The following is a 6,848-nucleotide window of genomic DNA, read 5'->3' as shown; positions in this document are numbered from 1 at the left end:
CATCGCGGTCTCACTAAACAAAGAAATTATGGTATCGAGCGAGTAGGGACTGAAATAGAAGTAGTCTGTTTTCTGGATGATGATATTGTTTTAGAAAAGAACTATTTTGAACAATTGCTCAAAACCTACGAGATTTATCCTGAAGCCCTTGGTGTCGGGGGATATATTATCAATGAAACCAAATCAGAATATGTTGGTGATAACTATCAGCCTAGAATTAATGAATATTATTTTGATGGCTGGAAACGAAGGGACAGTAGTCGATTTATTTTAAGAAAAATATTGGGTCTAGACAGTGGTAGTGCCCCTGGATATTACCCCAATTTTGCACACGAAAGAAGTGTTAGTTTTTTACCTCCTAGTGGTAAAATATATGAAGTTGAAATGTTGATGGGAGGAGTATCTTCTTTTAAAAAATCAGTTTTTGAAATCATTCGTTTTTCTACTTATTTTGAAGGATACGGACTTTATGAAGATGCCGATTTTACTTTGAGACTTTCCCAATTCGGAAAATTATATATTAACTCCAGTGCTAAATTATGCCATTATCACGAAGAGTCCGGCAGGCCTAATCGATATCAATACGGTAAAATGGTGGTTCGTAATGGCTGGTATGTATGGAGAATTAAGAACCCGGCACCTGAATTTAAATCTAAATTAAAATGGAATTCTATTACATTACTGTTAACCTTAATTCGATTTTTCAATACATTTTCTTCAACGAAAAGAATCGCCGCTTTTAGCGAAAGTATAGGTCGAATAGTAGGGTGGTGTAGTTTGTTTTGGGATAAACCTAAGAATTTAGAATCGAACTTTAGGGTGGTAAAGCAAATTCAATTAGTATGTAAAGGTAAGAGAATTGATATCCTTCCATTAGGCGAAAATTTGTTAAAAACACCTATTCGAATCCCTGCGAAATATCAAAAAGCCACTTTTGAAATAGAGATAATATTTAGATATCCGATTGAAAAAATCAGAAATAGTGATTACCAATGGATTGATTCCGATAAAGATTTTATTGCAACACAACTTGTTCCTAAAATTTTGAAATTATCAAATGGTTTTTTTATCCAACCCAATACAGCAATGGGTGTTTGGGAATACAATAAGAAATGTAATAACAAAATAACATGGAAGTTTAATCAACTCGAAGCTTCGGCATTGACTAAATTTACGCGAATAACTAGACGTGAATTTTTATCTCATAAGCATTCTAATCCGATTGATTTTCAAGAAGACGGAAAAGTATTGTCTTTGTTATTTAGTAAAGAAGGGGCTGTTGAGTTCAGTCGATCTAAAATTCCTTTTTCGGCAGTGGCTTGTTTTACAGATCATTGTGATTTCGATACCCTTGAAAATTTGAAATTACAGCGAGAATTATTGAAAGAATGCGGTGTTAAAATCACAAAAGGCTTTTTTTTAAACCACTTTTCAAAAAGGGATAATAGTGTGTCTTGGCAAAATAATGCTGCCGAGTTAAAAAAATGGTCAGATGAGGGTCATGAATTAGCCTATCATTCGTTATCACAGTCAATTAAATCTGATGAAAATAGTGCAAATGATTTTGTAAATTTTAAACCAGTTGAAAATGTAGTTACTTGGATCGATCATGGATACCAACCTTATAATTTTTCTTTGTTTGAGAGCACTAATATCATAGATAAAAACACCTATTTTAAAAAATTAGATTCTGTAAAAATTACAAATATTTGGAATTATATTGATTCAGGCACTTCGACATCAGGGATTATCAATCAATTAAACCCATCTCATTTTACCTTATACAACTATTGGAAAGGAATTAAAGGGATTTCCTTTTTTAATAAAATTCAACAATTTATTAAAAATTGTTTTTACCATTATTATTCTGAAAGTAATTTAATTGAGCATTACAAATTAGTTTCACAAAACATAAAAGATATTGTTTTTTACTATAGGCTGAAAGATATTCCAATATTACTGTATAATGGTACTAAAGTTTTACTTCCGTTATTAAAAGTTATTATATTTTGGAAAAACGCGAAGATAAAGCACTATCGCTATGCTAAATACAACTCAATTATTTTTCCATACATAGAAAATGGAAAGTTATTTAGGATCTTCCAAACTATAGATATGCTAGATCTTATAAAATCTTTAGCTCCTGAAAATATTGATTTGTTGGTGAATGAAAACGGACTTTTTATAGCACACACCTATTTTTCAGTTCCTATGAAATATCATACTGGTAGAATGTTTGAAACTGAAGATTCAATTGATAATAAAGTTTTACAAAATTTCATTTATTTAGGAAAAAAAATTACCAATAATGAGATTTGGAATCCTACTTTGAACGAATTAATTGTGTATTTATCTAATTTTGAAAAAGTAATTTTAGATGTTGATTCTAAAGGAAATATTATTGTTGTAAATGATTCAGATTTGCATTTTAGAACAGTAAACTAATGGAGATAATTCACACCAAAGACCAGGATTTGTTAAATAAGTGGGATACTTTTGTAACAAAAGAAGACAAAGGCTCTCATTTGCTATTTTCGGATTGGGTTAAATCATATCAATCGTATGGTTTTGACTATGAATTTTGTATTGGTTTAGAGAACGATTGTATAGTAGGCGGATATGCGGCTATAATTCCCAAAGCACTATTTTTTAATTTTTTTATTATTCCTTTTGGACCTATTGTTGCTCAAGGATTTGAAAATCGACTCAATGAATTAATTGAAACCGTACCCCAAAGGGCAAAATATCACAACTCTTGTTATTGTCATATTACATTGCCATTTTCGACAGCTGTAAATAATCATGTTTATCCTATTTTACCTAAATTAGTAGCACTCAACAAGGCAAAAACGGGTCATTTATTCAAGTATATTTATGCCTCTAATGGGTTAAACTGGATTAGTTTAAAAGGATTTTTAGATGCAGAATCAAAAATAATGAGTCTGAGTTCTAGTGTTAGGAGAAATATCAGAAATTCCTATCGTAAAGGTTTATTTCTTGAGGATATGAATACTATTGATAAACTAGAAAATGGGCATCGATTATTTGAAGAAACAGCTAAACAAGGCAATTATAGTATTCGAGCATGGGATGATATAAAAGAAAGTTTATTGGCTTTATTAGATAAAGGGAGTTTGAAAATGCTCGGTGCTTATAAAAATGGGGAACTAAAAGGAGCAATACTCTTGATTCAAGCAGGTAATTATTTTACGTACATTTTAGGGGGATCTAAAAAAGAGGTTCCAGATCTAAGAACTGGAGATTTTCTGCAATGGGAAGCCATAAAGTTATCCATTGAAAATGGTTTTGACGGCTATAATATTTCTTTAGGAGGTTCAAAAGGTGTGATGGATTTTAAGAATAGTTTTAATACAGTACGAATCCCATTCGAACAGTCTAAATACTACTGGGTATTAAAACCATTTTATTTTCGGGTATTTATTTTTTTCGAAAAATGTGTGAGACCTTTTAAAAACCAAGTTTCTAAAATTTTGTCGATTCTAAAGAATAAGAAATGATAAAAAAAATTTTTAAAAGTTTAAAATTAATCAAAATTGATGTTGTTATTTATGCAATGACCAAAAAGGATATTTTACCATTTCCAGATTTGGGATTTGAAATTCTAATAGAACCAATTTCGAAAGGGAAGAAAAAATATTTTATACTTGACAAGGGTGTTTTGGTGCATAATAGTTTTCTTTTGGATAAAGTATTTTTGTTAAAATTAATTAGAAAAAAAGGGCTAACAATAGGCGATTGTTATACCCATCCGGATTATAGAGGGAAATCTATCTATCCTTTTGTGATTCATTTTATCGCAAAAAAAATGTTAATTGAAGCTAAAAATTCAGCAGTGTTTGTGATAGTAAATCGTGACAATGCGAGTTCTATAAAAGGAATTGAAAAATCAGGATGTAAAAAAATTGCTTCGATTGAAGCCAAAAGGTGGCTTTGGTTCTATTTTGATAAGAATATTAAAAACTATTAAAAGGATAAAATGGATTTTTCTACAAAAAGAATGAATTTATTTATTGTGTTAGTTTCTTCATTACTAATGCTATTGGTTTCGAATTTGCCTTTCAAGGCCAATCGGTATGGAGACATGAATTTTCATACGGAGTCCAAAAATTTAGCCTTGTTTATTAAGGGTAAGGTTGATTTTGATAAAGTAGTAATCACAAAAGCTCCGGGGCCTATACTGTTCTATACACCCGCTTATTTGTTGGCACCAGACGACGCTACCGATGAACAACTTTGGTTGCTTGCGGTTGTTTTTTTATCTATAATTACAACAATTAGTTTACTACTTATTTTTAGAATTGGCTGTGTTTTTTTTTCCAAAGAAGTAGGCTTTTTAGCGGTGTTACTCTTTTTTATATTTCCAATTCATTGTTATTATTCATTAGGAATTTTGGCTGAAATACCTGCTTTTTTTTCGTTGACTTTGGGGCTTTATGGATGGGTATTGGCTTATGGAGAACCTCATAAAAAAAGAGGGTGGTTGGTGTTGAATTTTGGAATCTGGTTATTGATTATGAATAGGCCAAATGCGATGTTGCTTTTGGGGATTATTTTTGTAGTGATTTTATATTCCTATTACAATAATAAATCCTTTTTTAAAAATTACGGAAGAAAATTAGTTTTTACTTTTTTAGTTGTTACTTCATTTAGTATTGGAGGGCTTCAGTTAGCCAAACTAACAACTATTGGTAAGTCGGGTGAAAATCAAGAGTCGTTATTTTATTTTGTTGCACATCAAGGGCGATTTCAGTTCCGAGAAGAACCACTCGATTTGCGTTTTTGGGATAATACCAATCGGGCGGACAGCAAAGATTATCAAAATTGGGTGAAAAGTCGACAGGATTTATCCAAAGAAATAACCCAAACGAATCGTTCCTTTAATGCTGTTTATAAGGAGTTTTTGGTAAAAGATATAGTATCACATCCTTTTTGGACTACTAGGCAGTTTTTTATAAAATGTTTATACGGAAATCTCAATATAATTAGCAAAGTTCCTCCAAATCAATTCGTCTTGGGGCCTTTTAAGGGAATAATCGGTTATTGGAGTTTTCTCTTAATTCTTAATTCAATTAATTTAATAATACTTGCAGGTGTTGCTTTATTTTTAATTCATGAAAAAAGTTTAATAAAATATTGGATATTTTGGGGAATAACGGTTTCTTTACTCGTTTTTCATGGATTCACATATATGGAACCTCGTTATGTTTTTCCTTCGAAAGTAGCTTTGTATATTATGAGTGCGTCCGGATTATACCGAATTCATTTCATAAAAAAAATAATTGATAAAATTTCAGTAATTATGTTTCCAACGTATAAACTTTTAAAATGATGGATACTATTTCAAAGCCTGTTATTGGCATAATTTCTCCTTGTTATAACGAAGAGCAAGTTATAAATGATACCGAAAATCAATTAAGAAATTTGATAGTTACAATGGTTGCCAGTAACTTGATTTCAGATAAAAGTTTTGTAGCCTTTGTTGACGATGGTAGCAAAGATAATACCTGGAACTTGATTGAAACTTTGGCTTCTCTAAACAAACAAGTCAAAGGTTTAAAACTAGTGGGTAATGTTGGGCATCAAAATGCCTTATTAGCAGGATTACTCACTTTTAATGAAGATGCTGATGCGCTAATTTCTATAGATGCTGATTTGCAAGACGATATTAGTGTCATTGAAACAATGATTCAAAAATTTAATACAGGAATTGATGTTGTATATGGTGTGAGAAAAGAACGCACCACGGATACTTTTTTTAAAAAAAATTCAGCCAAACTGTTTTATTGGTTAATACAAAAGTTAAAATCAAATATGATTCCTAATCATGCTGATTATAGGTTATGTAGCAAAAGAGCGATTAATTGTTTGTCTTATTACAACGAAGTTAATTTGTTTTTAAGAGGAATTATTCCTTCGATGGGTTTTACCAGTGCTATAATTTATTATGATAGATTAGCTCGTACTGCAGGAAATTCTAAATTTCCATTGCGGAAAATGCTTTCATTTGCTTGGAATGGCATTACTTCATTTAGTACTTTACCTTTAAAATTAGTTACGGCAGTTGGTTTTATTGTTTTCTTTTTATGTTTGATAATGACAGCTTATGCTGGAATTGCAATCTATACTGGAGATGCTGTTCCGGGTTGGTTATCAACTGTTTTGCCAATGTATTTTTTAGGTGGAATTCAACTTTTTTCTATTGGAGTCATTGGAGAATATATTGGTAAAATTTATGCCGAAACTAAACAAAGACCCCGGTATTTTATTGATAAAAAAATAATTTAATTTAGTATATATGGAAGTTGATTATGAAAAAAAATACCATGAAGTAGAAAGCGAAAATTGGTGGTTTGTTTCTCGAAGAAAATATTTACTAGATTTATTGAAAGAGGTGTCTAGAGATAATAAAATTATTGATATCGGCTGCTCATCTGGTATTTTTTTAAAGGATTTAGAGTTATTAGGTTTTAAAACTGAAAACCTTTTTGGTGTTGATATCAGTGAGAAAGCGATTGCGAATTGTAAAAAAAATGGTATTTATAATGCCTTTGTAATGGATGCACAAAATATTAGCTTATCCGAAAAATTCGATATTATTATAGCCTCTGACTGTTTGGAGCATTTGGAGGATGATACTAAAGCAATTCAAAATTGGAAGGGGTTATTGAAAACAGGAGGAATGATGTATGTTTTTGTGCCCGCTTTTCAATCACTATGGAGTGTTCATGATGAAGTAAACAGACATTTCAGGAGGTATACCAATAAAGATTTGAAGTCAAAATTACAAAATGCCAATCTAACTATTTTAAAATCGAGTTATTGGAACT

Annotated in this window: 6 protein-coding genes; all 6 read left to right on the top strand. The window is 30.8% G+C overall.

All coding sequences use genetic code 11. The annotated features are described in order from the left end of the window. A partial coding sequence (locus ACKVOD_RS01615; RefSeq protein WP_409207738.1) for a glycosyltransferase family 2 protein occupies positions 1–2,445 on the top strand: 2,445 nt, incomplete at its 5' end. Next, positions 2,445–3,518: a GNAT family N-acetyltransferase gene (locus ACKVOD_RS01610; RefSeq protein WP_409207737.1), complete on the top strand. Its 1,074-nt coding sequence runs from the start codon at positions 2,445–2,447 to the stop codon at positions 3,516–3,518. The genes ACKVOD_RS01615 and ACKVOD_RS01610, both read left to right, overlap by 1 nt. Then, a complete protein-coding gene (locus ACKVOD_RS01605; RefSeq protein WP_409207736.1) occupies positions 3,515–3,988 on the top strand; it encodes a hypothetical protein in 474 nt (157 codons plus the stop codon). Before ACKVOD_RS01610 ends, ACKVOD_RS01605 begins: the two co-directional genes overlap by 4 nt. Positions 3,989–3,997: 9 nt before the next feature. Next, the gene (locus ACKVOD_RS01600; protein ID WP_409207735.1) at positions 3,998–5,350 is read left to right on the top strand and encodes a hypothetical protein; all 1,353 of its coding nucleotides are present in this window, start codon (positions 3,998–4,000) and stop codon (positions 5,348–5,350) included. Further along, a complete protein-coding gene (locus tag ACKVOD_RS01595) occupies positions 5,347–6,306 on the top strand; it encodes a glycosyltransferase family 2 protein (protein ID WP_409207734.1) in 960 nt (319 codons plus the stop codon). The genes ACKVOD_RS01600 and ACKVOD_RS01595 overlap by 4 nt, the downstream gene beginning before the upstream one ends. A gap of 10 nt (positions 6,307–6,316) precedes the next feature. Then, a partial coding sequence (locus ACKVOD_RS01590) for a class I SAM-dependent methyltransferase (RefSeq protein ID WP_409207733.1) occupies positions 6,317–6,848 on the top strand: 532 nt, incomplete at its 3' end.

Source organism: Flavobacterium sp. (assembly GCF_046155325.1).
Taxonomy (GTDB): Bacteria; Bacteroidota; Bacteroidia; order Flavobacteriales; family Flavobacteriaceae; genus Flavobacterium.
The sequence above is the reverse complement of the archived record's forward strand: the minus strand, read 5'-3'. Positions and strand labels throughout refer to the sequence as shown.

Coding starts and splice junctions, on each gene's coding strand:
- ACKVOD_RS01610 (WP_409207737.1), top strand. CDS start 2,445: ATGGAGATAATTCACACCAAAGACCAGGATTTGTTAAATAAGTGGGAT.
- ACKVOD_RS01600 (WP_409207735.1), top strand. CDS start 3,998: ATGGATTTTTCTACAAAAAGAATGAATTTATTTATTGTGTTAGTTTCT.
- ACKVOD_RS01605 (WP_409207736.1), top strand. CDS start 3,515: ATGATAAAAAAAATTTTTAAAAGTTTAAAATTAATCAAAATTGATGTT.
- ACKVOD_RS01595 (WP_409207734.1), top strand. CDS start 5,347: ATGATGGATACTATTTCAAAGCCTGTTATTGGCATAATTTCTCCTTGT.